25 protein-coding genes are annotated in these 25,665 nt (G+C 52.2%); 23 read left to right on the top strand and 2 right to left on the bottom strand.

Going from position 1 to position 25,665, the window contains the following annotated elements:
• Window position 1: 1 nt before the first annotated feature.
• The 17 genes from rpmA to P157_RS0112075 all read left to right on the top strand — a co-directional run bounded on the left by rpmA (window position 2) and on the right by P157_RS0112075 (window position 15,483).
• Window positions 2-292, top strand: coding sequence for a 50S ribosomal protein L27 (gene rpmA / locus P157_RS0112155; protein ID WP_026761230.1), 291 nt, complete (start codon window positions 2-4; stop codon window positions 290-292).
• Between the two features lie 288 nt (window positions 293-580).
• Window positions 581-1,861, top strand: coding sequence for a GTPase ObgE (gene obgE / locus P157_RS0112150; RefSeq protein ID WP_026761229.1), 1,281 nt, complete (start codon window positions 581-583; stop codon window positions 1,859-1,861).
• Window positions 1,862-1,885: 24 nt separating this feature from the next.
• Window positions 1,886-2,188, top strand: coding sequence for a ribosome assembly RNA-binding protein YhbY (yhbY, locus tag P157_RS0112145; RefSeq protein ID WP_026761228.1), 303 nt, complete (start codon window positions 1,886-1,888; stop codon window positions 2,186-2,188).
• A 24-nt stretch (window positions 2,189-2,212) separates the two neighbouring features.
• Window positions 2,213-3,343, top strand: coding sequence for a glutamate 5-kinase (proB, locus tag P157_RS0112140; protein ID WP_026761227.1), 1,131 nt, complete (start codon window positions 2,213-2,215; stop codon window positions 3,341-3,343).
• Window positions 3,344-3,384: 41 nt separating this feature from the next.
• Window positions 3,385-4,638, top strand: coding sequence for a glutamate-5-semialdehyde dehydrogenase (locus P157_RS0112135; RefSeq protein WP_026761226.1), 1,254 nt, complete (start codon window positions 3,385-3,387; stop codon window positions 4,636-4,638).
• On the top strand, window positions 4,638-4,796 hold the full coding sequence (locus tag P157_RS15665; RefSeq protein ID WP_196243126.1) for a hypothetical protein: 159 nt from the start codon (window positions 4,638-4,640) through the stop codon (window positions 4,794-4,796). Before P157_RS0112135 ends, P157_RS15665 begins: the two co-directional genes overlap by 1 nt.
• Window positions 4,796-5,401 (top strand): nicotinate-nucleotide adenylyltransferase, encoded by a 606-nt coding sequence (gene nadD, locus P157_RS0112125; RefSeq protein ID WP_026761225.1) that lies wholly within the window; start codon window positions 4,796-4,798, stop codon window positions 5,399-5,401. The genes P157_RS15665 and nadD overlap by 1 nt, the downstream gene beginning before the upstream one ends.
• Complete coding sequence (gene yqeK, locus P157_RS0112120; RefSeq protein ID WP_026761224.1) at window positions 5,398-5,976, top strand: bis(5'-nucleosyl)-tetraphosphatase (symmetrical) YqeK; 579 nt, start codon at window positions 5,398-5,400, stop codon at window positions 5,974-5,976. The genes nadD and yqeK overlap by 4 nt, the downstream gene beginning before the upstream one ends.
• Before the next feature lie 12 nt (window positions 5,977-5,988).
• Entirely contained in the window at window positions 5,989-7,008 is a 1,020-nt protein-coding gene (locus P157_RS0112115; protein ID WP_037356171.1) for an LCP family protein, read from the top strand.
• A gap of 32 nt (window positions 7,009-7,040) precedes the next feature.
• Window positions 7,041-7,385, top strand: coding sequence for a ribosome silencing factor (gene rsfS / locus P157_RS0112110; RefSeq protein WP_026761222.1), 345 nt, complete (start codon window positions 7,041-7,043; stop codon window positions 7,383-7,385).
• Between the two features lie 11 nt (window positions 7,386-7,396).
• On the top strand, window positions 7,397-8,275 hold the full coding sequence (locus P157_RS0112105; RefSeq protein WP_026761221.1) for a S1 RNA-binding domain-containing protein: 879 nt from the start codon (window positions 7,397-7,399) through the stop codon (window positions 8,273-8,275).
• A gap of 111 nt (window positions 8,276-8,386) precedes the next feature.
• The gene (locus P157_RS0112100; protein WP_026761220.1) at window positions 8,387-9,340 is read left to right on the top strand and encodes a chemotaxis protein; all 954 of its coding nucleotides are present in this window, start codon (window positions 8,387-8,389) and stop codon (window positions 9,338-9,340) included.
• Window positions 9,341-9,801: 461 nt separating this feature from the next.
• Window positions 9,802-10,845 (top strand): ABC transporter substrate-binding protein, encoded by a 1,044-nt coding sequence (locus P157_RS0112095; RefSeq protein WP_026761219.1) that lies wholly within the window; start codon window positions 9,802-9,804, stop codon window positions 10,843-10,845.
• A gap of 103 nt (window positions 10,846-10,948) precedes the next feature.
• A complete protein-coding gene (gene rimO / locus P157_RS0112090; RefSeq protein WP_026761218.1) occupies window positions 10,949-12,280 on the top strand; it encodes a 30S ribosomal protein S12 methylthiotransferase RimO in 1,332 nt (443 codons plus the stop codon).
• 40 nt (window positions 12,281-12,320) lie between these two features.
• A complete protein-coding gene (locus P157_RS0112085) occupies window positions 12,321-13,898 on the top strand; it encodes a DEAD/DEAH box helicase (protein ID WP_026761217.1) in 1,578 nt (525 codons plus the stop codon).
• Window positions 13,899-14,018: 120 nt separating this feature from the next.
• On the top strand, window positions 14,019-14,681 hold the full coding sequence (locus P157_RS0112080) for a hypothetical protein (protein WP_026761216.1): 663 nt from the start codon (window positions 14,019-14,021) through the stop codon (window positions 14,679-14,681).
• Between the two features lie 103 nt (window positions 14,682-14,784).
• Entirely contained in the window at window positions 14,785-15,483 is a 699-nt protein-coding gene (locus P157_RS0112075) for a hypothetical protein (RefSeq protein WP_026761215.1), read from the top strand.
• An 83-nt stretch (window positions 15,484-15,566) separates the two neighbouring features.
• Here P157_RS0112075 and P157_RS0112070 read toward each other — a convergent pair whose 3' ends face one another.
• Together P157_RS0112070 and P157_RS0112065 are read right to left on the bottom strand one after the other, a co-directional pair.
• Window positions 15,567-16,829 (bottom strand): purple acid phosphatase family protein, encoded by a 1,263-nt coding sequence (locus P157_RS0112070; protein WP_051598626.1) that lies wholly within the window; start codon window positions 16,827-16,829, stop codon window positions 15,567-15,569.
• A gap of 5 nt (window positions 16,830-16,834) precedes the next feature.
• Window positions 16,835-17,530 (bottom strand): TVP38/TMEM64 family protein, encoded by a 696-nt coding sequence (locus P157_RS0112065; protein ID WP_037368364.1) that lies wholly within the window; start codon window positions 17,528-17,530, stop codon window positions 16,835-16,837.
• Window positions 17,531-17,681: 151 nt separating this feature from the next.
• On the opposite strand from P157_RS0112065, the gene P157_RS0112060 reads away from it, so the two are divergent.
• The 6 genes from P157_RS0112060 to tkt all read left to right on the top strand — a co-directional run bounded on the left by P157_RS0112060 (window position 17,682) and on the right by tkt (window position 25,578).
• On the top strand, window positions 17,682-18,941 hold the full coding sequence (locus tag P157_RS0112060) for a hypothetical protein (protein ID WP_026761212.1): 1,260 nt from the start codon (window positions 17,682-17,684) through the stop codon (window positions 18,939-18,941).
• A gap of 53 nt (window positions 18,942-18,994) precedes the next feature.
• The gene (locus P157_RS0112055; RefSeq protein ID WP_037368362.1) at window positions 18,995-19,747 is read left to right on the top strand and encodes a glucosaminidase domain-containing protein; all 753 of its coding nucleotides are present in this window, start codon (window positions 18,995-18,997) and stop codon (window positions 19,745-19,747) included.
• A 30-nt stretch (window positions 19,748-19,777) separates the two neighbouring features.
• The gene (locus tag P157_RS0112050; RefSeq protein WP_026761210.1) at window positions 19,778-21,400 is read left to right on the top strand and encodes an ABC-F family ATP-binding cassette domain-containing protein; all 1,623 of its coding nucleotides are present in this window, start codon (window positions 19,778-19,780) and stop codon (window positions 21,398-21,400) included.
• A gap of 40 nt (window positions 21,401-21,440) precedes the next feature.
• Window positions 21,441-23,039, top strand: a complete 1,599-nt coding sequence (locus P157_RS0112045; RefSeq protein WP_026761209.1) for an ABC1 kinase family protein — start codon at window positions 21,441-21,443, stop codon at window positions 23,037-23,039.
• A gap of 12 nt (window positions 23,040-23,051) precedes the next feature.
• Window positions 23,052-23,414, top strand: coding sequence for a chorismate mutase (gene aroH / locus P157_RS0112040; RefSeq protein ID WP_026761208.1), 363 nt, complete (start codon window positions 23,052-23,054; stop codon window positions 23,412-23,414).
• A gap of 160 nt (window positions 23,415-23,574) precedes the next feature.
• Entirely contained in the window at window positions 23,575-25,578 is a 2,004-nt protein-coding gene (tkt, locus tag P157_RS0112035) for a transketolase (RefSeq protein WP_026761207.1), read from the top strand.
• The last annotated feature ends 87 nt before the right edge of the window (window positions 25,579-25,665 follow it).

The following is a 25,665-nucleotide window of genomic DNA, read 5'->3' as shown; positions in this document are numbered from 1 at the left end:
GATGTTTACTTTTGATTTGCAGTTGTTCGCACATAAAAAGGGTGTTAGCTCCACGCGTAACGGTCGTGACAGCCATTCCAAGCGTCTCGGCGTTAAGGAGCAGGCTGGTACGGTTGTAACCGCTGGCAGCATTTTGGTTCGTCAGCGCGGCACGCACTTCCATCCGGGCCACAATGTTGGTATCGGTAAGGATGATACCCTGTTCGCAAAGGTTGCCGGCAAGGTTGCTTTCGAGCGCAAAGGCCGCTACCAGCGTCAGGTCAGCGTTTATACGGCTGAAGAAGCTATGTAAGACATATAACGGATACCTGCGCTTTTCGGCGCAGGTATTTGTTTATAAGGAACGGCGTTAGGTTGCGTTGTAGTGCATAAAGGCAAGAGCCGGTATTGAACGCAATGCCGGCTCTTGCCTTTATTCATTATAAGGGGCGACGTTCCCTAACTTTTCTTTGGCGCAAAGAAAAGTTACAAAAGAAAACGTGGACTGAAATCACATCACGTGATTTACGTCCACCAGCGCCCATCCTTGGGCGCAGAGCAACGATATACAGTGGTTTTATGGTTTTGATGTGGAGGAAATATGCAGTTTATAGATAGAACCCGTGTAATTGTTAAAGCGGGCGATGGCGGGCATGGGAAGTCTGCTTTCCGCCGGGAAAAGTTTGTGCCGAAAGGCGGGCCGTCTGGTGGCGATGGTGGCCGGGGCGGCGATGTGATTTTTGTCGTTGACCAGAATATGAATACCCTGCTGGATTTCCGTTTTCATCGGAAGTTTACGGCGAAGAACGGCGAGAATGGCGATATCAAGAATCAGTATGGCGCCAATGCACCGGCTTGCTATGTCAAGGTACCGCCCGGAACGATTGTGAAGGACGAGGCTACAGGCAAAGTTTTGGCTGACCTTACGGAAATTGGTCAGGAGGCTGTGGTCTGCAAGGGCGGCCGTGGCGGCCGCGGCAATGCGAAGTTTGCGAACTCCGCCAACCGCACGCCGACCTTTGCGGAATTCGGTGAACCGGGTGAAGCCAAGAATCTGATTTTGGAATTGAAGCTGCTCGCTGATGTGGGGCTGGTCGGTTATCCGAGTGTGGGTAAGTCGAGTCTGGTGGCCAGCTGCTCGGCGGCGCGCCCCGAGATTGCGGAGTATCACTTTACAACGATTACGCCGGTGCTTGGTGTGGTCAAGACAGACTACGAAAAGAGCTTTGTCATGGCCGATATTCCGGGCCTTATCGAAGGTGCGGCTGACGGTGTGGGCCTCGGTCATGACTTCCTGCGCCATGTGGAGCGCACGAAGCTGATTCTGCATATCGTGGACGCTTCGGGCCTTGAAGGCCGTGACCCCATTGACGATTATTACAAAATCAATGCGGAGCTCAAGAAGTACAGCGAAAAGATTGCCCGCCGCACGCAGGTGCTCGTGGCCAATAAAATCGACCTGCCGGAAGCGCAGGAAAATCTGCCGCGCCTGCAGAAATTGGCGGAGGAAAACGGCATGAAGTTCTTTGCCATTTCCGCCGCTACCCGCGAAGGCGTGCAGGAACTTATCGACTATACCGGTGAGTGGCTCGACAACTATGTTGAGGAGCCGGAGACGGAAGACGAAGTTGTGGTCTATGACGAGAACGAGGAAGATCCGGATAAGATTACCATTTCTCGCAACATCAGCGGTGAACTTGTGGTATCCGGTCAGAATATCGAAAAGCTCGTGAAGATGACCAACTTCCTCAACGATGAAGCTGTGCGCCGCTTCCAATACATCTGGCGCATCAAGAATCTCGATGAAAAGCTGCGGGAAAAGGGCGCCAAAGAGGGCGACACCATCCATATCGGCGAAATGGAATTTGAATTCCGCGATTAAGTAAGGATTTACGGAGGAATAAATTTGTTAAGAAATTCATTGACAGGCAAGCAGAAAAGCTTTTTGCGTTCCATGGGGCAGAAGTTGGAACCCGTGGTCATGATGGGTAAGGAAGGTGTGACGCCGACTGTTGTGCAGGCTGCGCAGGAAGCCATCAAGAAGCGCGAACTCATCAAGGTACGTGTATTGCAGAACTGCATGGAAGAACCGGAAGATGCCATCACCATGCTGGCTGAACGTGCGGATGTAAATCTCGTGCAGATTATCGGCCGCAATGGTCTGCTGTTTAAGCGCAACTACGATAAGCCGAAAATCGAACTGCCGTAACCAAACTTGAGCGGAGGGAAGAACATGGGAACTGCCAGAGAGCGTTTGCGTGAAGCCAAGCGCATTGTGGTCAAGGTGGGCACGAGTACCCTGACCCATGAAACGGGAAAACTGAATCTGCACCGCATTGACCTGCTCTTGCGGGAAATCGCTGACCTCAAAAATCAGGGCAAGGAAATGATTCTCGTGTCTTCGGGCGCCATTGCCGCAGGCCTGGGGAAACTCGGCCTTGCCCAAAAGCCGGATTCCATTCCGGAGAAGCAGGCGGTAGCAGCCATCGGACAGGGCGTACTCATGCATATCTATGAGAAACTTTTTGCCGAATACGGACAGGTTATGGGACAGGTGCTGCTCACCAAGGAAAATTCCGTTCAGCACCATCAGTACATCCATTCCCGTAATTCCCTGTTGGCCCAGCTTTCCATGGGTGCTATTCCCGTCATCAATGAAAATGACGCGGTAGCGGTAGATGAAATCAAGATTGGCGATAACGATAACCTTTCGGCTATGGTGGCGACCTTGGTGGATGCCGATGCCCTGATTATCCTGTCGGATATTGAGGGACTTTACACGGCTAATCCGGCAACCAATCCGGAAGCCGAGCTTATCGCCGAAATTCCCGAAATTACGCCCGAGGTTGAAGCGATTGCCGGCGGTGCCGGTTCCAAGCTGGGCACGGGCGGCATGATGACCAAGATTCAGGCGGCGCAGATTGCCATGAGTGCCGGTGTGACAATGGTCATTGCCTCCGGCTCGCGGGAAAATGTACTGCGGGATATTTTGACCGGTCAAAATATCGGCACCGTGTTCCCCGCACGGGAATCGCATCTCAGGGTGCGCAAGTCATGGCTGGCCTTTGGCAAGCGTCTGGCGGGTGAAATCGTCGTGGATGCAGGCTGTGCTAAAGCCATGCGCGAGCAGGGGGCCAGTATCCTGCCGGCAGGTGTTACCGCCTGTGATGGCGAATTTGCCGCCGGCAGTACCGTGCGGGTGCTCACGGCATCCCAGCAGGAAATCGCTCGCGGTATTGTCAATTTCTCAGCGGACGATTTGCAAAAGATTCTCGGCCGGCAGACGGACGAGATTGCCAGGATTTTAACCGGTGATGTGCCCACAGAGGTCATTCACCGCGATAATATGGTGTTAATGGTGTGATGGTCTGGTAATGGACTGATTTTTGATGGGGAGGAATCGGATTGGATATTCAGGCAGAAGTACGCAAAAAGGCAGAAGCGGCAAAAGCTGCATCCTACAAGCTGGGCACGCTTTCGACCAAGGTGAAGAATGAAGCTTTGCTGGCGATGGCCCATGCCTTAGAACAGCGCAGCAGCATGATTTTGGCAGCCAATGCGCAGGACTTGGAAGAAGCCCGGCAAAAGGGCGTCAAGCGTTCTTATCTGGACCGCCTGCTGCTCGATGAAAACCGCATTGCTGGCATGGCTGAAGGCCTGCGGCAGACGGCGGCTCTGCCTGACCCCATCGGTCAGGGCGATTATTCAACCGTACGGCCTAATGGGCTGGAAATCCGCCGCGTGCGGGTGCCGTTAGGCGTGGTGGGCATTATCTATGAAGCCCGCCCCAATGTTACGGCAGATGCTCTGGCGCTCTGCCTGAAATCCGGCAATGCCGTGCTCTTGCGCGGCGGCAGTGAGGCCATTCGCTCGAATATTGCCATCAGTTCACTCTTGGCCGAAGAAGCCTATAAGCATGGTATCCCCGAAGGGGCAATTCAGTTTATCGACTTTACGGATAGGGAAGCTGTGGGCGTTATGACGCATTTGACCGGTCTGTTGGACGTCATCATCCCCCGCGGCGGCGCAGGGCTGATCAAGCGGGTGGTGGAGGACAGCTCGGTACCTGTTATTGAAACCGGCACCGGCGTCTGCCATACCTATGTGGACGAAAGTGCGGATTTACAGATGGCACTCGATATTGCCATTAATGCCAAGACCAGCCGTCCGTCGGTCTGCAATGCCATGGAAACCCTGCTCGTACATAAGAATGTAGCTGAAAAATTCTTGCCGATGCTTTATGAAGGCATGGCGGCGAAAAAGGTGAAACTGCGTGGCTGTGATAAGGCGCGCGCCATCTGCCCGGAAATGCAGACGGCAGAAGAAATTGACTGGAGCACGGAATATGGTGATTTGATTCTGTCCGTCAAGGTAGTAGATGATACAGCGGCAGCGATAGAACATATCAACCGCTACAACACCGGCCATTCGGAAACGATTGTGACGCGTGACCTCGTGAACGCGGCGCGCTTCCAGAAGGAAGTGGATGCAGCGGCAGTATATGTCAATGCTTCGACCCGCTTTACGGACGGTTTTGAGTTCGGCTTTGGCGCGGAAATCGGCATCAGCACGCAGAAACTTCATGCTCGTGGGCCCATGGGGCTTATGGAGCTCACAAGCTCCAAGTATCTCATCATGGGTGAGGGGCAGATTCGCTGATGTTTCATTTGCAGGGTTACTACCGAGCTATGCGTCAGTATCTGTCTACCCCCAAAGGGGCACATGACAGTAAGGACTATGCCTGGGCAGTATTGCTTATCGTTCTGACAATAGCGGCAGTTTATCTGTTGCTTTATATGTGGGGAGGAATCCGGTGATGAAAAAGCGAATAGGGCTGATGGGGGGCACATTTGACCCCATTCATCTGGCTCATTTGCATATTGCGGAAGAATCCCGGGAGGCTTTTAAGTTGGACGAAGTACGCTTCATTCCTGCGGCGCAGCCACCGCACAAGCTGGGACGGAAAATCGCTTCAGCAGAGCAGCGGATAAAAATGGTGGAGCTGGCCATTGCGGCTAATCCCTGTTTTTGTCTGGACTTGCTGGAGATGGAGCGCAAGGGGCCGTCTTATTCCTGGCTTATGGTGCAGGAGATGCAGCATAAGCTGGGGGAAGATGCTGAGCTTTACTTTATTACCGGTTCAGATTCCATTAACGACCTGCCAACCTGGAATCATCCCCGGGAATTGGTGGGAGCCTGTCAGTTTATTGGCACCACCCGGCCGGAGATTCCCTTTGATGAGAAATTGCTGTTGGACTATTTTGGCCCTGAACTCAGAAGTCATATCCATGAACTGCAGGTGCCGCTGATGGAAATTTCCTCCACGCAGATTCGGGAGCGGGTGGCAGCAGGCCGTTCCATCCGCTATTTAGTACCAGAAAATGTAGCTGATTACATCGAAAAAGAAGGTTTATACAAATGAGTTTTGCCATGAAATACGAGGAAATGCGGGAGCTTTTGGCAAAGAGCCTGAAGCCATCCCGCTATCAGCACTCTGTGGGCGTAGCGGAGACGGCGGTGTTTCTGGCGGAACGTTTCGGCATCGATAGGGAGCAGGCGCAGGTGGCAGGACTTCTCCACGACTGTGCCCGGGAATTTCCCAATGAGGATTTGATTCAGGAAGCAGAAAAGCGGCAGATTGCAGTGGAGCCAGTGGAAAAGCAGATGCCCCTGTTGCTTCATGCCTATGTAGGTGCCCATCTGGTGGTGGAAAAATACGGCGTCAATGACAAGGCGGTGGAGCAGGCCATCTGGCGGCATACCGTGGGCGGGGCGCAGATGACGGAGCTGGATAAAATCATCTGGTTCGCGGATATGATTGAGCCACAGCGGGATTATCCCGGCGTTGAGAAACTGCGGGAACTTTCGCGGACTGCCAGCCTGGATGAGATGATGCTGGCGGGCCTTACCAAGTCCATTGCCTTTGTGCTCCAAAAGGGCGGACTGATTCATCCCGATACGGTCATTGCCAGAAATGAAATACTGCTTAATAGATAGAAGGTCAGGCTGATGGACAAGATAAATGTCACCCAGCAAAATATAAAACATAAACGCAAGCTCTTGGCCCAAAGAAGGCGGCGGGCGAGGCTCAGGCTGTTGATTCTCCTCTTGTTCCTGGGCGTAATCGTCACCGGCGTACTCTTTGCTGGTTACGCTTTGGTGTCTTTGGGCTCCAAACTCAATCAGGAGTATCAGACCATGTATGAAGGCTACACCCAGCGCCAGCAGATGCGGCGGGGCACCATTGACCCGCGGTTTGACGGCTATACCAATGTGCTGATTGTGGGGCTGGATGAAGGTGTGGATATTGATGGCAGTACCGAGAAAAAAGCGGACGGCATCGTGGTGGCCAGTTTTGAAAACAATACCGGCAGGCTGCGCTTTATTCATATCCCACAGGATACCTGGGTGAATGTCACCGGCAGCCAGGAGCAGACAAAAATAAAATACCTTTATGCCATGGGGGGGGCTCCCATGCTGACACGTCAGGTCAATAATCTTTTGGGCATTTCCATTCATCAGTACATTGTGCTGGATATGGCGGTGTTCAGTGAGCTTATCGATGCCATTGATGGCGTGGATATCTATGTGGAAGAGGATATGAACTACGATGATGCAGAAGGCAACATCTCCATCCATCTTCCCCAGGGCTATCAACATCTGAATGGCAAGCAGGCCCAGCAGTACCTGCGGTATCGCAGTGATGATTTGGATGACTTGGGCCGCATGCAGCGGCAGCAGCGGTTCTGTAAGGCGCTTTATCAGAATCTCTTGCAGCTCAGAACCCTGACGAAGCTGCCGACCATTGCGGAGATTATCAAGCAGCGGGTGGAAACCAGCGCGGAGATTTTTGACTCCGTGTATCTGGCCAATACTCTGCGGCATTTGAGCAGTGTGCCACCAGAGAGTATTATCCTGCCCGGTGCACCGGCAGCGGATGACCCCTCTATCTGGGTGCTGGATGATGCCGCGGCAGCCCAGCGGATACAGGAACTTTTCCCGGCAGAGGGACCAAGTGAAGAAAAATAATGTTGTTTTTATAGATTCTAGGAGGATTCAAGATGACCATTGAAGAAATGAGCCAGGCAGTTTGCAAAGCAGCCAGCGATAAGAAAGCCAGAGATATTGTGGTGATGGATATGCGGGAATTGTCCCCGTCCACGGATTACTTTGTTGTCTGCTCTGCCAACACGGCAACTCAGGTGCGGGCTATTGCCGACAGCATTGAAGAACAGTTGCAGGAAGCTGGCGTGGACTTCTTCCATAAGGAAGGCTACCGCGAAGGCGAATGGGTATTGCTCGATTACGGTGATGTAGTTGCCCATGTTTTCATGCAGGAAGCCCGTGAGTACTACGCATTAGAACAGCTTTGGGGCGATGCTAAGCTGTCCGTTTACGAAGACTGATTGAGGCGTTTATGGAAGAACAGCGTAAAAGAAAATACGGCCCCAGCACGGTAGCAACTTTGAAGGTGGTGCGTGAGTCGGAGTTGGGGGCCTTCCTCGATGCGGAAACCGGCAACACCAATGACGATATTCTCCTGCATAAGAATCAGCAGACCCATCCGGTGAATATCGGTGATGAAGTGGAAGTGTTCCTCTATCTTGACCCCAAACGCAAACTGACCGCCAGCATGCGGGTGCCCAAAATGCGCGAAGGTCAGATTGCCCGCCTCAAGGTCATCAACGTGAGCCGCGATGGTGCTTTCGTGGATGTCGGAGCTGAGCGTGGCATCTTCATGCCCTATGCCGGCATGCGCGGTCGTCCCCAGATTGGGGAAGTGGTCTGGGCAAAACTCTACACCGATAAATCCGGCCGTTTGGCCGTCACCATGGAAGTAGAGGATGAAATGCGCCGGGCTTCGCAGCCAGCCAAAGGTGTGAAAAAGGGACAGATGGTCAAAGGCGCCATCTATAACTACACCGATGCCGGCGCGTTCTTGTTCAGTGAGGAGCGCTATATCGTCTTTATCGCCAACAAGGAAATGAATCCGCAGGCCCGTCCAAGGGTTGGCGAAGTGGTTACGGCCCGCGTTACCTACATCCGCGATGATGGCCGTCTCAATGCTTCCTTGAAGGAGAGCAAGGAAAAGGCACTCATTACCGATGCGGAAAAGATTATGGAGCTCTTGCAGAATCGCAATGGCAAAATGCCTTATAGTGACGAGTCCTCGCCCGAGGTCATCCGCGATAAGTTCGGCATTTCCAAGGCCGCCTTCAAGCGGGCTTTGGGCCATCTCCTGCGGGAAAATCGCATTGTCGAAGAAGACGGTTGGACCTATCTCAAAGAAAATTAAGCAAATTCATGCAAATTTTTTCAAGGATTGAAGGAATTTGCACCCAAAGGGCGAATAAGAAAGCTAGAGATGAAATTCGAATGGGATATAAAATAGATGGGGGCGAAGTAGATGGCAGCAGAAACGACTGGAGACAAGAAAGGAATCTTGCTGGAGACCGGCACGAATGAGTTTGAAATTGTGGAATTCAGCATTGGACAAGTTAACTATGGCATCAACGTGGCAAAGGTACGCGAAGTAATTACCTGTCCGCCGGTGACGGCAATGCCGCAGGCTCATCCCTATATCGATGGCCTGTTCACCCTGCGCGGCAAGGCAATTCCGCTGGTAAATCTGCCGCGGTGTTTAAATGTGCAGTCCAAGGCAGAACCCCGCAATGTCATTGTTACGGAAATCAATAACTACAATATCGGTTTCCTGGTGGAAAATGTTTCCCGCATTCATCGTATTTCCTGGAAGGATATGGAGCCGGCTCCGGAAGTTGGCGACCAGTCCCGCGTGGTTGGTATCATCAAGATGGAAGACCGCATTGTGCTTCTGATTGACTTTGAGACCATCATTGCGGAAATCAATCCGGAAATCAATGCCAAGCTGACGACTTACGAAGAAGCTACCGAGGATGTTAAGAGCAAACGTTCCGATGTCCATGTAGTTGTAGCAGAAGATTCGCCGATGCTGCGTGACCTCTTGGTTACGACGCTGCATGAATCCGGCTACCGTTATGTCCGTGATTTCGGCAATGGTCAGGATGCCTGGGATTATCTGCAGACGCTTGCCCAGAAACCTGGCAAAATCGAAGACCATGTGCGGGTTATCATCTCCGACGTGGAAATGCCCAAGATGGATGGTCATCGCCTGCTGAAACTGGTGCGTGAGGATGAAAACCTCAACGCCGTGCCGTTGGTACTGTTCTCATCCCTAATCAGTGAAGAGATGCGCATCAAAGGTGAACAGCTGGGTGCTTCCGGACAGATTGCTAAGCCGGAAATCAATCAGCTGATTGGACTTTTGGATAATCTCGTATTTGGAGTGCCGATTAAGGATCCGAATGCGGATGAAGAATAAGATGGGTTAACATCTAGGCTATAAGACGCCCGTGGGGCTGGTAATATTTTTCCTTCGCCATAGACAAGTTTGTCAAAAGCTACGGAAAAACATCACCAGCTCCGCGGGCTTATTGCGTACATTACATCGATATGCTAAAGCCGCCGAGAGGACAGATAATATTTTTCCTTTGCTTATGCAGGCTTGCCTAACGCATCGGAAAAACATCATCTGTCCTCTCGGCTCTTATGTGTTATAGAATGTCAGTGATATCGTGGCGTCAAGTCTAGGTAAAAACTGAGGAGGGAAGGGGCGGCAATGGCTTTCGGTCGCGTTAGGCAAGCCTGCATAAGCAGACGAAAGTTATTGCCGCCCATTCCCTCCGTCTTTCGCTACGAATAAGAGAGCTGAAATCTATTGCGACACTTCATTTCTTATGATAGAATAGGAAATGATTGAAGTTGTGAGCGAGGTATCGTTTGATGAGAAGGTATACATCCCTGCTGCTGACGGCTTTTTTGTTGTTTATTCTGGTTGTGGCAGGTTCTGCATATTTTGCCGGAGCACGGCATGATGACAGGAACCGGCCTTTGCGGGAGATTGTGGTCTATACCACATTGCCTGCGGAGCATGCGTCGATTCTGACCAATGCTTATGAGCAATCCCACAACGTGCGGGTAAACTTCGTGCCGTTATCATCCGGGGAAATCATAAAGCGCTTGCAGGCTCAGGCAGAAGCCGGGGATGAGGGCGCAGCTTCCATGGTACTGGCGGATAAGGATACGCTAAATAAGGCCGCGGTGGCCGGTTATTTTACGCCTTATCTTTCGGAGGCCGGCGATCAGGTGCCGGAGAATTTTCGGCAGCGTGACGGTTATTGGGTCGGTGTCTGGTATGACCCAATCGTGTTCTGCATGAACAAGGATTACCTTTTGACCCTGCCCTTGGTGCCGGATACGTGGAAGGAACTGGCGGCTCAGCCTCAGGTGCGCATTGGCATTACGGACTTTTTGGCGGCTGACGCGTCAGCTAATCTCTTTATGAGCATGGTGGCGCAGTTCGGCGATGCAGCTACTTATGATATCTGGAGGCAGATACACCCCAAGGTGGTGCAGTATGCCCGGTATCTGTCCAATCCTGTCCGTCAGGCGGGCATGGGCGAAGTGGATGTGGCCATTGCCGTGGAAAGCGAGGCTATCCGCTATATGCAGGGGGGCTATCCCTTGAAAATTGTCTATCCTGCTGATGGCACAGCGGCCATGATAACCGGTACGGGAATTGCCTACAAGGCAATTCCTGCGGACGCTGCAACGGCTAAGGAATTTGCAGACTGGCTCCTGTCGGATGAAGCCCAGCAGGCTCTGCAGAAGCAGGAGTTCTACTTTGTACCTACCAATCCCGGTACACTGGCCTACAAGTCCTTTGCGGGAAAGAATATGCTGCTCTTTGACCAGCCGGTGAACTTCACGGACCAGCAGCGTCATGATTTTCTGGACCGTTGGGTCAAGGAAGTCCGCTTTAAGTAATTTATTTTAGATTGTGTTGTGTGATATGCAGAGGGTGCTGTCTGTACATGCAGGCTGTATCCTCTTTCGTAATTCATAGCGTGTATTTACAGGAGGTCTTTTTGTGAAAGCAGGTTTTATCAGTCTTGGCTGTTCCAAGAATCTGGTGGATACGGAAATCATGCTGGGGGAACTCAAGAACCACGGCATTGAACTGACCAATAACCCGGCGGAAGCCGATATTTTGATTGTCAACACGTGCGCCTTTATTCAGTCGGCCAAGGAAGAGTCCATTACCACGGTGCTGAATATGGCGGACTACAAGGAATCCGGCCGTTGCCGCAGTCTGATTGTGGCAGGGTGCTTAGGTCAGCGCTACAAGCAGGAACTGTTGGACGAACTGCCGGAAGCCGATGCCATTTTGGGTACCGGTGCCTGGGGCCGTATTATGGAAGCGGTGGAAGAAACGCTCAAAGGCCATCGTGTGGTACTGGCTGGGGAAGATGACACACTCTATGATGCCAAGACTCCCCGCATCCGCACCACTCCGGATTATACCGCTTATGTGAAGATTGCCGAAGGCTGTGACAACCGTTGCGCCTTCTGTGCCATCCCGCAGATTCGCGGCAAGTTCCGCAGCCGCAAGATTGAAGATATCTGTGCAGAAGTGGAACAACTCACGGAAAATGGTGTGCGGGAAGTAGTCTTTATCGCGCAGGACAGCACCAACTATGGCCGGGACATCTATAAACGTCCGGCTTTGGCAGAACTTCTGCGGGAAGTGGTTAAGGTGCCGAAACTCAAATGGGTGCGCACACTCTATTGCTATCCGAAATTCTTTACGGATGAACTCATTGATGTGTATGCGACGGAACCCAAGGTATGCAAGTATGTGGACCTGCCCTTGCAGCACGCCCATAACTCCGTGCTCAAATCCATGCACCGCCCGGACACCCAGGAACAGATGATTACGCTGATTAAGAAGCTGCGGGAACGCATCCCCGGCGTAACCATCCGTTCGACCTTTATCGTGGGCTTCCCCGGCGAAACGGATGCGCAGTATCAGACTCTGCGCAACTTCCTTATCGAGCAGCGCCTGGACAAGGTCGGTGTATTCACGTATTCGCGTGAGGAGGATACGCCGGCTTACAATATGGAAAATCAGATTTCCGAAGAGGTTATGCAGGAAAGATACCATGACCTCATGAGTGTGCAGAGCAAGATTTCCGAGGAAGTCAACCAGAGCTTCGAAGGAAAGGTTATCGAAGTCCTTGTGGAAGGACGCGATGAGGAACAGCCCAATATTGCGGTAGGACGCTCTTACCGTGAGGCACCGGAGGTTGACGGTCAGGTTTATATTGAGGGAGATACTATCAGCAAACCCGGTGATGTCATCAAGGTAAAAGTCCTTCAGGGCTTTACTTATGATGTTGTGGGCGAGCCGGTAAAAGAGTAAAAACCCGCATTTATTATTTATAGATTTTTGGAGGAACTTTTTGAAACAGGAACTTAAAAACTTTGGTGAGATTGAACTTAGCCGTAAGGTGCTGCAGGCGCTTAGAGAGATGGGGTTTGAGGAACCTTCCCCCATTCAGGCGCAGACCATTCCGCTTACGCTGGAAGGCCATGATGTGATTGGTCAGGCGCAGACGGGGACGGGCAAGACGGCGGCGTTTGGCATTCCGACGGTGGAAAAGATGGCCGAGAAATTCCATAAGGTGCAGGCGCTCATTCTGACGCCGACCCGGGAACTGGCCATTCAGACTGCCGAGGAACTCAATAAAATCGGCAAGTTCAAGCGCGTGCGTACACTGCCCATCTACGGCGGGCAGGCCATTGACCGTCAGATTCGTTCGCTGAAACGCGGTGTTCATGCAGTAGTGGGTACGCCGGGGCGTCTGTTGGACCATTTGAACCGGGGCACGTTAGACCTTACCAATGTCCAGACTTTGGTGCTGGATGAAGCCGATGAAATGCTCGATATGGGCTTTATTGATGATATTGAAAATATCATCCGTCAGATTCCGGATGGCCGGCAGACTCTGCTGTTCTCCGCAACGATGCCGGCGCCCATTGAAAAGCTCTCCCGCCGCTATATGCAGCATCCGCAGCGCATTACCATCACCAAGGAGAACCTTACGGTTCCTCTGATTGACCAGCTTTATTACGAAACCCGCGAAAAGTTTGAAGGCCTCTGCCGGGTGCTGGATGTGGAAGAAACCGGCAAGCTCATCATCTTCTGCCGCACGAAGCGTGCTGTTGATGATTTGACGGCATCGCTGGATGCCCGCGGCTATTCTGCCGGCGGCCTCCATGGTGACCTTTCCCAGATTCAGCGTGACCGCGTGATGAAGCGTTTCCGCGAAGGGCGCATCGACATTCTGATTGCGACGGATGTGGCGGCCCGCGGCATTGATATTGACGATATCACCCATGTCATCAACTACGATATTCCGCAGGACCATGAATCCTATGTGCATCGCATTGGCCGTACGGGCCGTGCCGGCCGCAAGGGTGTGGCCATGACCTTTATCGAGCCCAAGGAATACCGTCAGCTGCGTCTTATCATGAAGCTAGCGCATACGAAGATTCAGCGCAAGGAACTGCCGACGGCTTCGGATATGCTGGAACGGCAGAAGGACTTGGTGCAGGAGCGTCTGATTAAGACCCTGCAGCAGAATCATTATGATGATTACCATGAAATCATTTCGGATGTGGCTGCCGAAGGCTTTGATATGGTGGACATTGCCGCTGCGGCTTTGAAACTTTCCTTGGAAGGCTTTAAGGATGAAAAGAGCGATAATAACGGCTTTGGTGATACCGGCGGAGCGCCGGGCATGGTGCGCCTGTTCCTGAACATCGGCCGCAGCCAGAAAATCCGTCCGGCAGATATCGTGCGGGCCATTGCTGACGAAGCGGACATTCCGGGGGCTACCATCGGAGTCATCAACATCTACGACAAGTTCACCTTTGTGGAAGTGCCGGAAGATGTGGCAGAACGGGTTATGAACACGATGCACCGCAATACGGTGAAGGGCTATAAGGTGAATGTAGAGCCTGCCCGCAAGCGTTGATAGAATCAGCTATAACGGGAATATGTATTTTGTCATTGGCAAAATGGGAGCAATCGCGTTATAATTAGAGAATGAATTTAGGAATCCCCATTACTGTACGATAGAAAGAGGTAATGCAAGATGAATAAGAAAGCAAAGACTATTACAGCCTTAGGTCTTATGGGAGTTCTGTTTATGGGAACTGGTATGCAGCAGGCTGATGCCAAGGACAAGGCACCGGCAAAGACGGAGCAGCAGGCGAAGAAAACTTCGAATGCAAGCCAGGTTAAGAACAGCTATGTGTACACCAGCAAGGAATTTGGCTATACGCTAAAATGTCCGAAGAAACCCAATGTCATTCCTGCCAGCGCTTTGTATGAAGGCAAGGAAGGGGAAATTCTGGTTTTTGACAATGAAGGCTACAATATCAAAAATGCCTGGGTCATCATCAAGAATGCCTTTGATGATAAGAATGTGCCGGATTTGAACAGCCTCAAAGAGGAAGAGGCCAAGCAGTATCTGGCTAACCTGATGGCCACCAATCCTTATGAGAGTGTGGTAATTGTCAATCGCACCGGCAAGGAACGAGCTGTCTATGCCTTTACGGCTAAAGAGATTGCCTTTGACAGCACTGGCGATGGCAAGCCGGATTCGATAGCCAAGGCAGACAATCAGGAGATTGTTACCTTCTTCCGCGGCAACAAGGGCGGCTGCTACTCCATGCGGCTGATGGATAATCCTGAACTGCGGAGCGAGGCAGTGGATTCTTTCCAGCAGGGATTTGCCAGCTTCACGGAAAAATAACATAATTTGTCATAAATTCGGCAGGACTTTTTGATTGTCCTGCCGAATTTTAGTTTGTGTTAGAGAAAAATTTAGGCGCAAGCCATTGGGGGATATGGTTATAATGATGTATCGCAGCAAAGCGGCTGGTATGGCCGTGTTCATTGGCATGATAATGGCAGGAAGTCTTGTTCAGGCGGCAGAGGGAACGGTGTCTACTGTGGATTCCCAGGAACTGTTCCGTTCCCGCTTGGTCACGGATAACAAGGGCTCCAATGCACCACAGGCGGCTAAGGCGGTGGATGAGGCAGTGAGCAATCTGCCCCAGCTCAATTCCCGGCTGCGGTGGTCGGCGGTGAAAACTCCGGCGGAGCTTGAAGAAGAAAAAAAGGCTGCGCAGCGACAGAAAAAGGCCATTCCCATAATTATCACAGCAGCGGATATCGACAAGGAACGGAAGGCGAAGAAGAAAGGGGAAAAGACGGATACCCCTGCGCTGATTTCGCCACGGCCCATTCAGCCGCCACAGATAACGCCGGTACAGCAGCCAGCGCCGAAAAAGCCAGCGACTCCGTCTGTACCTGCTGATGCTTTGGAACTGCCACCGATTCAGCCGGTAAGCGCTGCACCGCAGCAACAGGCTAAGCCGCAGGTTAAGGCACAGGAAACGGCAGAACTGCCGCCGATAACGCCGGTGGGGCAGTCGGCAGTGCCGGTGGAAACCATTATGGATGCCATTGTGGAGTCTACCAGCATCGAGTTGGTAATCAATGATATCACGAACAATAGTGTGGAACTGCCTGCGATTCAGCCGGTAAGATAACGTTCTACATAAAAAGAAAAGACGCCCGGTGGCTGATAATCTTATCTTTATCAGTTACCGGGCTTAGTTTTGTTTAAGATGGCTTAGGCATGAACGATTTCAGTGGTTTCGACGTGTTCACCTGCTATGGTGTAGCAGGTGACGGTCAGCTTCTCCTGACTGGCGGTGAGCAGCAGGTAGTTGTTGGGGGTGGGCTGGTAGATGGCTGACTTGTCAAAATTCTTGTCGGCGGGGACGTTGTACTGCTGGTTGCCCATGGGACCGCTCATGATGTAGACAGGCCCCTTGTCGGCTGGCTCCAGCTGGTAGATATGACCGCGGTTGCGGTAGGTGTGCATATGACCGGTCAGCACCAAGTCGATGTTGAGCTTGTCGAAGAGGGGCATAAAGGCGTAGCCAACATCGCTGATGCTCATCATGCTTCTGGAGCCTCGCTGGTATTCATCATAGGCCAGTACATCTTTGTGCATGAGTACCACCCGCCAGCGGGCCGGGTGCTCTTTTACATCTTGGCGCAGCCAGGTTTTTTGTTTTTCGAGCATATCCGGATGAAGGTCTTGAAGTTCCAACATCTGGGTATTCAGCACGATGAAATGCACCGGGCCGTAATCGTAGGAGTAATAATAATTCTGCAGCTCCAGAGTGCCGTTGGCAGGCAGGTTATAGCTGAGTTCATAGCGGCGCGGGCGGCAGAATTTCCAAATCAGGCTGTAACATTCGTGGTTGCCCATCACCGGAACAAAGAGATGGCCGGGTAACTCATCTGCGACAGCGGCAAAGAAATTCTGCCATTGCCATTCCTGCTGGCCATTGTCTACGATATCGCCGTTAATGGTAAAGAAATGGGCTTCCGGATGACGCTGCCATGCGGTGCGGAAGTTTTCGCCCCAACCGGCGTAAGTCTGCCCGCATTGGGAATCGCAGAAAATCAGCGCGGAAAAATCCGTAATCTCTGCCGGTGCTGTGACAAATTCCTGCCAAGGTGTGGCCACGTTCCCCTGCCAAATGCGATAATGGTAAGTCGTTCCCGGTGTCAGGCTCTGCAGGTAAACGGTGTAATAATAATTGGTAACGCGGTCTTCGGTCAGGCTTTCCATGGCGACGGGCAGGCTTTGGCTCGGCGCCCCGTCAGCCTGATATTGCAGGCGGCAGTCCTCGAGCGGCGTTTTGCTCTGCCACATGATGGTGCGGGACGTGCGGGGGTCGCTGGTGATTAACTGGCGCAGTGCTTCAATAGGCAGAGAATAATCGGCGGCAGCAGCCAGCCGGGGGAAGAAGCCGCCAAGACCCAGCAGGAGAATTATTTTTCCAGTTAAAAAAAGAAACCTACGGCGTGAAAGCTGCAAAGTAATCACTTCTTTCTCTGTTCGTGGCGCTCATAGAGCCAGGCGCCGACGATAAGAACGATGGCAAAGATAATCACGACAATCATCCGCGTGGGGTCCTCCTGATGGGTGATGGCATCGTGGCCGATGATGGCTTCGATACCTGTGGAGGGAAATTTGCCCACGAAGGAGGCGATGACATAATCCCGGAACTTCATGGCGGACAGTGCGCCGATGGCGTTGAGCATCACCGAAGGCAGATAGGGAACCATGCGGGCGATGAGCATGACGACAAAGCCCCGGCTGCCGCTGTACTTGTCAAGATCGGACAAGGTCTTGTGACGGTTGATGATTTTTTCTGCCGCTTCGCGAAAGAAGAAGCGCAGCAGGATGAAGCTGAAGGCCACGCCGACAGTCTCGGCCACTACCGACAGAAAGATTCCCCAGCCGATGCCGAAAATCAAAGTGTTGGCGGTGGAAAAGATAATGGCAGGCGGAAAGCCCAGCGCGTTGACAAAGAGGGTCAGCAAAAAGCTGAACACCACTGCTCCGGAGCCAAACGAGGCAATGTAGCTGGCGGTCTCCTGAATATCACCCCGGGCCAGCAGGCCGCACATATGCGGCAGGAAGGCAGGATTCAGCAGATGGATGATGACAAAGAGCAAAATAATAGCAGCGAATGCGCCGAGTTTTACCACGTTCAAGGATTTCGTATTTGACAAAGAAATTCCTCCCAGACAAGATTTAATCGAAGTTATGTTTAGTATAGCACGAATGGGGGCAGAATTTATGAAAAAGATATGGTGAAACTGTCATTTTTCTCTTTCCTGTGGTAAAATAGGATTGATATACTATGTGGAGGGTGAGCCGTTTATGAAATTTAGCCGGGATATTTTCGCGGGGGCAACCATGGCGATGTCATCCTTGGCGGCTTTTACGGCAACCGCCTTCATGTGGCAGCTGGCCGGCATGGATTTTGCCGCCAGCTTTATCGTCAGCGTGTTGCTGTCTCTGGTGGGAACATTGTGGCTGGCGCATGGCGGCTATGATTTGGTGCTGACGCCGTCTTTGACGGTGACAGGCTATCTGGTATTTATCGCCGCTGTTTCGCATGGCTTGGGATGGCAGACGGTTTTGGGCAGCTGTGCTTTGGCGTCTTTGCTGGGCTGGGCATTGTGGCATTTTGCGGGCTCTGCTCTGCGCAGGGGCTGGCCGCAAATTTTTTCCTGGGGAATTCAGCTCGCGCTGGCTGTCTTTATCATCAGTTTGGGGCTCAAGCTGGGGCGCATCGTCATCACTTCTCCCTGGCAGGTGACCATGCTCGGGGATGCCGCTGACCCCTTGATGTTTTGGAGCATGGCGGGAATCGTGCTGACGGTGGCACTGATTGCCGCAGGCTGGCGCAGTGCTCTGTTTGCTGGTATGGCTGTTACGGGACTGGTCACCTTCGGCGAAGGCTTTTGGGTGATTCCTGCCGCGCCGTTTTTCCTGCCAGCAGGTCTGGATAAGGTACTCGGCCAGCTGGATTTTGCAGCTGCGAACAGTCAGGACACAGTGTTTTTCTGGATTACGGTGCTGAGCCTGACAGTTATGCTAAGTGTTATTCATGGGAGCACTTTGCAGGCATTTTGCCGGGAGAAGGAAACAGCTGTGGGCGTAAAAAAACTCTTTGTCCTCGGAGCGCTTGGCGCTCTGTGTGGGAGTTCGCCTTTGGTGGCGTCACCGGCTTCGGCGGCCAAGGTTGAAGCGGAAAACAGCCGGCAGGCGGTACTGGCAGCCGGAGCTGTTTTTGCACTGGCTATCTTCTGTGAACCGGTAATTGCGGCCATTGCTGATTTTCCGGCCATGGTGGTGCCGGTGTTGGTGGGCAGCGGCTTTTTGCTGTTGCTGGAAACTGTAAAGTCCTGTACGCTATCGCAAGCGGAAGCGGACAGAAGGGCAGAAGTTCTGTCTGTTTGTGTCATGGTTTTGCTTCTGCCTTTGACCGGGAATTTTACCACGGCTTTAGGCAGTGCTGTTATTGGCTACGCTTTGTTTATGACCATGGCAGGCAAGGCACGGCAGGTGACGAAAATAGTCTGGTTAATAAGTGGCATTTTTGCCCTTTATTATAGCTATGGAAGTATGTTTTGAGTAAGTTAAGGAGTGTACTGTTCGTGATTTTTAACCGTTGTTCAAGAGTGGTTATGGCTGGCCTTTTTGCTGGCAGTCTGGCATTGGCGCTGCCACATTATACAGAGGCTCGTCATCTGGCTATGAATCCGGAAATGGAAACCAAAGTGGATACCAATCACAAACTCAAAATGGGAGGCAGCAGCACCCGCACCGTGGAACGCGGGAAGCAGAGTCTTGAGGAGCGCATTGCGTCCATTCTGCATCCTCCTGTGGAGAAGCAGGAGACTGGCTTTCGGGTGCCACAGACCATGTCGGCCTATGATGATGCCATTATCGGTACGCCGCTGGCCAGTCAGGAACAGTGCGTAAAATACCTTTTGAGCGTCAATCCCCAGCCGGATATTTCCGTATCGCCCAAGGAACTTGTTTCCTACTACTATGAGGAAGGAGCACGGGAAGGAATTCGTCCGGATGTGGCCTTTGCGCAGGCCTTGAAGGAAACGGGCTTTTTCCGTTACGGCGGCACGGTAACGCCTGACCAGAATAATTACTGCGGCTTAGGAACCACCAGCAGTGATGTCAAAGGAGCGTATTTCAGCTCTGCACAGATGGGGGTGCGTGCCCAGATTCAGCATCTGCTGGCCTATGCTTCCACCCGCAAACCAAGCGAGCCGGTGGTGGACCCCCGCTATGGACTCGTGCGCAGCTCTTATGGTGCGCAGACCCTGAACAGCTGGACTGATTTGAATGGCCGTTGGGCTGTGCCGGGCTATTCTTATGGCCAGAGCATTATGAGCATGTTCCGGGAAATGTTATCGAAATAAGTTTGATATAGAGAGGATAATTAATACTTTATGATTACGACAAACAATGTAAGCTTACAGTTCGGCAAGCGTGTCCTGTACAAGGACGTAAACTTGAAATTTACGCCGGGTAACTGCTACGGCATTATCGGTGCCAATGGTGCCGGTAAATCCACTTTCTTGAAGCTGTTGTCCGGGGAAATTGAACCGACCGGCGGCAATATCGAAATTACCCCGGGTGAGCGCCTGGCTGTACTGCAGCAGGACCATTATGCCTTTGATGATTACGAAGTGCTGCGCACGGTTATCATGGGTCATAAGCGTCTGGTGGAAATCATGGAGGAAAAAGATGCCCTCTATGCCAAGCCGGATTTCTCGGAAGAAGACGGCATGAAGGCTTCGGAACTTGAAGCTGAATTTGCGGAACTCAACGGCTGGGATGCAGAATCCGAAGCGGCCCGCCTCTTAAATGGTCTGGGCATTCCCGAAGAGGAACACACCATGAAGATGGCAGACCTCACGGCCAAGGAAAAGGTGCGTGTACTTCTGGCACAGGCACTCTTTGGCAATCCGGATATCCTGCTGTTGGACGAGCCGACCAACCATTTGGACGTAGAGTCCATTAACTGGCTGGAAGATTTCCTGGCCGGTTTTGAAAATACCGTTATCGTGGTATCCCATGACCGTCACTTCCTCAATCAGGTCTGCACCTATATCTGTGATGTGGACTTTGGCGCCATTCAGCTCTACGCCGGCAACTATGACTTCTGGTATCAGTCCAGTCAGCTGGCTCTGCAGCTGCAGAAAGAGCAGAACAAGAAGGCCGAGGAAAAAATCAAGGAACTGCAGAACTTTATCGCCCGCTTTGCGGCTAATGCTGCTAAATCCAAGCAGGCTACCAGCCGTAAGAAGCTGCTCGATAAAATCAAGGTGGAGGACATCAAGCCGTCTTCCCGCCGATATCCATACATTGCCTTTACGCCGGACCGCGAAGCTGGTGACCAGCTCCTGCAGGTGGACGGCATTTCCAAGACCGTTGACGGTGAGCAGGTGCTCAAGAATGTCAGCTTCACGCTGAAGCGCGGCGACAAGGTGGCCTTCGTTGGTCCCAACAGCATTGGTAAGACCATGCTCTTCAAGATTCTCATGGGCGAGGAAGAACCGGATGAAGGTACGTTCAAATGGGGCGTAACGACTACGCAGGCTTATCTGCCGGCAGATAACTCTGCTTACTTTGACGGCGTGTCCCTGTCGCTCGTGGACTGGCTGCGTCAGTATTCCAAGGACCCGGATGAAACCTTTGTACGCGGTTTCTTAGGCCGTATGCTCTTCTCCGGTGAGGAAAGCCTCAAGAAAGCATCGGTACTTTCCGGTGGTGAGCGCGTGCGCTGCATGCTGTCTAAGATGATGCTCTCCGGCGCTAATGTCCTGCTGATGGACGAGCCCACCAACCATCTGGATTTGGAATCCATTACCGCACTCAACAACGGCCTTATCGCCTTCGGCGGCACGGCTCTGTTCGTATCCCATGACCATGAGTTCGTGCAGACCATTGCCAACCGCATCATCGACATTACGCCGGATGGTGTGGTAGACCGTGTAACGACTTATGATGACTTCCTGGCTAATGAAACGGTAAAACAGCAGTTAGCAGAGAAATACGGCAAGAAGTAAGCAACATACAATCAGATCTACGACTAAAGGAGCCAGTGCTATGCTGGGACAATTCTTTAAGAAAAGTGAAGATGCTGGTACCGCCAATCGGTTGAAGGAAATGGTGGCGGTCCTGCGGAAGCGGGATGTGGTCAAGGGGGTAACTCCTGAAAAGCTGCGGCAGATTCTGGAGGACCTGGGGCCGACTTATGTGAAGCTGGGGCAGGTCATGAGTATGCGTCCGGACTTTTTGCCGCCGGAGTACTGCGATGAACTGATGAAGCTGCAGACTGAGGCCAAGCCCATGCCCTTTTCCACCGTGGTGGAGGTCATTGAGCGGGAATACAACCGCCGCTGGAATCAGGTGTTCTCCTTTATTGACGAGGAAGCCATTGGTTCTGCCAGCATTGCCCAGGTTCATCGGGCGGTGCTCACCACAGGCGAAAAAGTAGTGGTGAAGGTGCAGCGGCCGGGAATCTACGAAATCATGAGCAAGGATATCGTCCTCTTGAAGCGGGCGGCCACACTGCTAAAGGTGGTCAGCCGTTCTCAGGATGTTATCGACTTCAATATGGTGCTCGATGAGATGTGGACCATTGCCAAACAGGAAATGGACTTCCTCATGGAGGCTGACCATATTGAAGAATTTTCCCACCTCAATCGGGATGTGGACTATGTGACATGTCCCCGGGTGTTCCGCAATCTATCCATGCAGCATATTTTGGTCATGGAGTATGTGGACGGTATCTGCATTGATGACTTTGCCAAACTCAAGGAACGGGGCTATGATATCAATACCCTGGGCCGCCGCTTGGGGGAAAATTACGTGCGGCAGATTATCGAGGACGGTTTCTTCCACGCTGACCCGCATCCTGGCAATATCTGGATTCGCAATGGCCGCATTGTCTGGCTGGACTTGGGCATGATGGGCAGGCTTTCCGGCCGTGACCGGGCGGCTATCCGCAAGGCGGTGTATTCGCTGGCCCACCACGATACATTCGAGATGAAGGCAGCGGTGCTTTCCTTAGGGATTGCCAAGGGGAAAATCAACCATACGGCCCTCTATCAGGATATTGATGCTATGCTGGCCCAGTACAGCAGTCTGGATTTCAGCGAACTCCAGATGGGTGTTCTGACCCGTCAGATTATGAACCTCATGCGGGTGCATAAAATCGCCTGCCCGCAGGGACTCTCCATGTTTGCGCGGGGTGTGCTGACGGTCGAAGGGGTCATGCGACTCTGTTGCCCCAAGGTCAGCTTTGTGGAGATTTTTGCCCGGAGCCTGGCGGTGGATTACAAGAAGAATTTTGACTGGAAGGACGAAATCGAAAAGGCCAAGCAGGAGGGCTTGATGCTGCTCAAAAAATCAGCCCAGCTGCCGGAGCAGATTTCCGATATCCTCAAGATGACCATGAGCGGTCAGACCAAGGTGAATCTCGATGTGACCGGTTCGGAAGAACCCTTGCGGCATCTCGACCGTATGATTAACAAGGTGATACTCGCGGTGCTGGTGGCAGCGTTGCTGTTGGGGTCCAGTACCATATGTACCACCCAGATGACACCGAAAATCATGGAAATCCCTCTATTGGGCTTTTTAGGATATTTGATAGCATTTGTACTCAGTCTAAGAATTATTTGGGAAATTCATAAGGGAGCATAGGAGGAATGACTTATGAGAGGTATTCGCGGCGCGATTGTCGTAGGTGAAAACAAAAAGGAAGAGATTTGGCAGGCGGCTAAGATGCTGTTGTCACAGATTTTGCGGCGCAACAAGGTGAAGCCGGAGGATATTGGGGCTTGCATTTTCAGTTCCACCAGCGATTTGACGGCTGGTTTCCCCGCAACGGGAGCACGCCAGATGGATGGCTTCGATAAAGTGCCTCTGTTTGACACTCGCGTGCCGGAGGTGGATGAATCCATGGAGCGCTGCATCCGTGTACTTTTGTTGGTCGATACAGACATCAAGCAGGCAGATATTCAGCATGTTTATATGGGCAAAGCACAGGAATTACGCCCGGATTTGCGGAACTTCTAAGTTTCGTTTTTTGAAAACGTAATTATCAATAATCGTTTGTTAAAATATTATAAAAGAAATTAATGGGAAATGCGCAAAGGGTCTGTACATTTCCCATTTTTTTTTGTAGAATGGTGTTTGTATGTAAAAGAATCTTTTTTCAGGTAAGGAGAGATACACATTGAGTAACATCGATACCACTTGTGTAAATGCTATCCGCGTTCTGGCAGCTGACGCTGTTCAGAAAGCAAATTCCGGTCATCCCGGCCTGCCGCTCGGCAGTGCTCCCATGGCTTATGAGCTTTGGGCTAACCATATGAACCACAATCCGAAGAACCCCCAGTGGGCTAACCGCGACCGTTTCATTCTGTCCGGTGGTCATGGTTCTACGCTGCTGTATTCTCTGCTGCACTTCTTCGGTTATGGTCTGACCATGGATGACATGAAGAACTTCCGTCAGGATGGTTCGCTTACGCCGGGTCATCCGGAGTACGGTCATACGATCGGTGTAGAAGCTACCACTGGCCCCCTCGGTGCAGGCATGGGTATGGCTGTTGGTATGGCTATGGCAGAGGCACATTTGGCTGCTGAATTCAATCAGCCCGGTTACGATGTAGTTGACCATTACACCTTCGCCCTGGGCGGCGACGGCTGCATGATGGAAGGTATCTCCTCCGAAGCGTTCTCTTTGGCCGGCACGCTGGGTCTCTCCAAACTCATCATCCTCTACGATTCCAACAACATTTCCATCGAAGGCAGCACGGATATCGCCTTCACGGAAAATGTGGAAAAACGCATGCAGGCTTTCGGCTTCCAGACGCTGACGGTTGAAGATGGTACCGACCTCGATGCTATCGGCAAGGCTATCGAAGCTGCTAAGGCAGATAAGGAACATCCGTCCTTCATCACCGTTAAGACTCAGATTGGTTACGGCTGCCCGGCTAAGCAGGGCAAGGCCAGCGCTCATGGCGAACCGCTGGGCGTGGATAACGTCAAAGCCCTCAAGGAAAACCTGGGCTGGCCGGAACCGGAAGCAACCTTCAACATTCCGCAGAATGTTTATGACCATTATCAGGAAAAGGCTGCCAAGGGTGCAGAAGCAGAAGCTGCCTGGAATAAGCTCTTTGCAGATTACTGCGCTAAGTTCCCGGAACTCAAGGCAAAATGGGATAAGTTCCATGCACCGGTTGACGCGCAGGCTCTGCTGAACGATGAAAGCTTCTGGGCTTATGAAGATAAGGCTCAGGCAACGCGAGCTGTTTCCGGCACGATGATTAACCGTCTCAAGGATATCCTGCCGAACCTCTTCGGCGGCAGTGCTGACCTGGCTCCGTCCAACAAGACGGACATGAAGGATGCCGGTGATTTCTCCAAGGCTAACTATGCTGGCCGCAACCTGCACTTTGGTGTACGTGAACTGGCTATGGCAGCTATGGCTAACGGTATCACTCTCCATGGCGGTCTGCGTAACTATGTCGCAACCTTCTTCGTGTTCAGCGATTACATCAAACCGATGGCTCGTCTGGCTGCTCTGATGGGTCTGCCTGTGACTTATGTCCTCACGCATGACTCCATCGGTGTTGGCGAAGATGGCCCGACGCATGAACCGATTGAACAGCTGGCTATGCTCCGTTCCCAGCCGAACATCAACGTATTCCGCCCGGCAGATGCTACGGAAACGGCTGCTGGTTGGTATCTGGCTGTGACCAGCGAAAAGACGCCGACGGCTCTGGTACTGACCCGTCAGAATCTGCCGCAGCTGGCTGGTTCCTCCAAGGAAGCCCTCAAGGGTGCTTATGTGGTATCCGAAGCAAAAGATGTTGCTAAGATGGACGGCATCATCATCGCTTCCGGTTCCGAAGTTTCCCTGGCTGTTGATACGCAGGCTAAACTGGCTGGCGAAGGCGTGGATGTCCGCGTTGTTTCCATGCCCTGCATGGACCTCTTTGAGAAGCAGAGTGCTGACTACAAGGAAAGCATCCTGCCCAAGAAGGTTCGCGCCCGCGTAGCTGTGGAAGCTCTCAGCGACTTTGGCTGGGGCAAATACGTTGGCCTGGATGGTGCAACGGTTTCCATGGAAGGCTTCGGCGCTTCCGCTCCGGCAGCTGTGCTCTTCGAGAAGTTCGGCTTCACGGTTGACCATGTGGCTGAAGTTGTGCGCAAGGTTGTCAGCGACAATAAATAAGACTCAGGTGTTGGTTTACATCTGATTGAATAAGACGCCCGGGGGCTGATAATACTTTTCCTTTGCTTATGCAGGCTTGCCTAACGC

Origin of the sequence: Selenomonas ruminantium AC2024 (assembly GCF_000687995.1) — a bacterium.
In the GTDB taxonomy this organism is placed as follows: Bacteria; Bacillota; Negativicutes; order Selenomonadales; family Selenomonadaceae; genus Selenomonas_A; species Selenomonas_A ruminantium_B.
Note: the sequence above shows the minus strand (reverse complement) of the source record. Positions and strands in the feature narration are given on the sequence as shown.